This is a genomic window from Rhizobium ecuadorense (genome assembly GCF_001187535.1).
Classification (GTDB): domain Bacteria; phylum Pseudomonadota; class Alphaproteobacteria; order Rhizobiales; family Rhizobiaceae; genus Rhizobium; species Rhizobium ecuadorense.
Genome location: NZ_LFIO01000046.1, coordinates 1 through 481, shown reverse-complemented (window position 1 = coordinate 481; position 481 = coordinate 1). Strand labels below are relative to the sequence as shown.

The following is a 481-nucleotide window of genomic DNA, read 5'->3' as shown; positions in this document are numbered from 1 at the left end:
CATTCACAGCCTCGTCTACCGCAGTTCTGGCCTGTTCCTCATTGGCGACGTCCAGCTGGACGAATAGAAGGCGGTCGCCCGCGACGTCGCTCAGGGCATTGCGTACCTTGTCGAGGTTGCGGCCGGTCGCGACGACGCGGTCGCCTGCCCTCAGGGCCGCTTTGGCACTGGCGGCACCGATACCGCTGCCGGCACCCGTGATAAACCAAACCTTGCTCATATCTCACTCCTGTTCCTGATGAACCGGAGGATAGATCGCCTAGCGAGGCACGATTAGATGGTATTATCGGCATGAACTTAGAAATGAGATTTATGAATGCGCCGGGAGAACGGACATGCTGACGTCCCGCTCCCAATCAAACCCCACTCGTGTTCAATCCTCCTTGTGAAGGAGGATTGAACCATCCCGTCCCAAAGGACGGGATCCTGCTTAAAGTGGGAGACGTCTGCGTCTAGGCGACGTTGATGTGAGTGGCGAACC

General features: G+C 57.6%; 1 protein-coding gene. It reads right to left on the bottom strand.

Annotated features, from left to right (window positions below):
- Window positions 1–220 (bottom strand): SDR family NAD(P)-dependent oxidoreductase (locus AF337_RS02400; protein WP_152970864.1); only part of this gene is annotated, 220 nt, incomplete at its 3' end.
- Between the last annotated feature and the right edge of the window lie 261 nt (window positions 221–481).